Genomic DNA, 1364 nt, shown 5'->3' with positions numbered 1-1364 from the left:
GGTTCTCCTCGGACAGGCCCAGGTCGAGGTACCAGTTCCAGCGCTCGGAGAGCCAGTACTCGTGCCACTGCTCGTCGGTGCCGGGCTCGACGAAGAACTCCATCTCCATCTGCTCGAACTCGCGGGTCCGGAAGATGAAGTTACCGGGGGTGATCTCGTTGCGGAACGACTTGCCGGTCTGCGCGATGCCGAACGGCGGCTTCTTGCGGGCGACCGTCTCGACGTTCTTGTAGTTGACGAAGATGCCCTGGGCGGTCTCCGGGCGCAGGTAGTGCATGCCCTCGTCGCTCTCCACCGGGCCCAGGTAGGTCTTCATCAGGCCGTTGAACATCTTCGGCTCGGTGAAGGTGCCCTTGTTGCCGCAGTTGGGGCAGTTCAGCTCCGTCAGCGAGGTCAGCGGCTTGCCGTGCTTGGCCTCGTACGCCTCTTCCAGGTGGTCGGCCCGGAACCGCTTGTGGCAGGACTGGCACTCGGTGAGCGGGTCGACGAACTCGGCGATGTGGCCGCTGGCCTCCCAGACCTTGCGGGCCAGGATGACCGCCGAGTCGAGGCCGACGACGTCGTCGCGCTGCTGCACCATGGTCCGCCACCACTGCCGGCGGACGTTCTCCTTCAGCTCCACGCCGAGCGGACCGTAGTCCCACGCCGACCGGGTGCCCCCGTAGATCTCGCTGGAGGGAAAGACGAAGCCCCGGCGCTTGGCGAGGCTGGTGACGGCGTCGATACGGTCGGCTGGCATGTTTCCTCCTACGCCGGCTGGCGGTCGGCGCGGTTGAGATGGATAAAACCGGGCTGTTCGGGACAACGGTACGACCGCGTTCGTCCCGAGCCCAGCAGAATACCGGGGGCCGGTCAGCTCACCCCGCAGACCTCCACGCCGCCCGTCTGCTGGTCCGGCGCCAGCGTCACGGTCTGCGCCTCCCGCCGACCGCCGGCCAGCGTGACGTCCACCGGGACGGTGAGCGTGGTGATGTCGACCTCGCCGACCCGGTAGCCGGAGATCTGCGGCTCGGTGGCGACGCGCCGCACGAACTCGGGCCGCGGTTCGCGTCGGCGGAGGTCGTCGCAGAGCGTGTCGTACGCCTTGGACCACTCCCGGGCGACCAGTGCCTGGTAGTAGTCGCTGGTGACGGCCCGGCCCTGCTCGCCGATCGCCTGGGCGTTGCTCACGGCCAGTCCGACCACCGCCGCGCCGCCTCCGCCGCAGCAGATCAGCACGGCGAGCGCGCCCGCGCCGAGGCCGAGCCAGAGCCGGGTCCGCCCGCCCTCGGTGGGCGGGGCGGCGAACGGCGGCGCGGCGCCGGGCCCCTGCGGCGGCGCGGGCACCCCGGGGTCCGCCGGCGGCGCGGGCGGAACTGACGTCG

The 1364-nt window shown here is 70.5% G+C and carries 2 protein-coding genes; both read right to left on the bottom strand.

Annotated features, from left to right (window positions below):
- Positions 1-739: glycine--tRNA ligase (locus KBX39_RS31260; RefSeq protein WP_210874006.1), on the bottom strand; the 739-nt coding region annotated here is incomplete at its 3' end.
- 113 nt (positions 740-852) lie between these two features.
- Positions 853-1326 carry a hypothetical protein gene (locus tag KBX39_RS31255; RefSeq protein WP_043329042.1) on the bottom strand — a complete coding sequence of 158 codons (474 nt, stop codon included), beginning with the start codon at positions 1324-1326 and terminating at the stop codon, positions 853-855.
- Between the last annotated feature and the right edge of the window lie 38 nt (positions 1327-1364).

This window comes from Micromonospora sp. D75 (assembly GCF_018070405.1).
Taxonomy (GTDB): Bacteria; Actinomycetota; Actinomycetes; order Mycobacteriales; family Micromonosporaceae; genus Micromonospora; species Micromonospora chalcea.
Note: the sequence above shows the minus strand (reverse complement) of the source record. Positions and strands in the feature narration are given on the sequence as shown.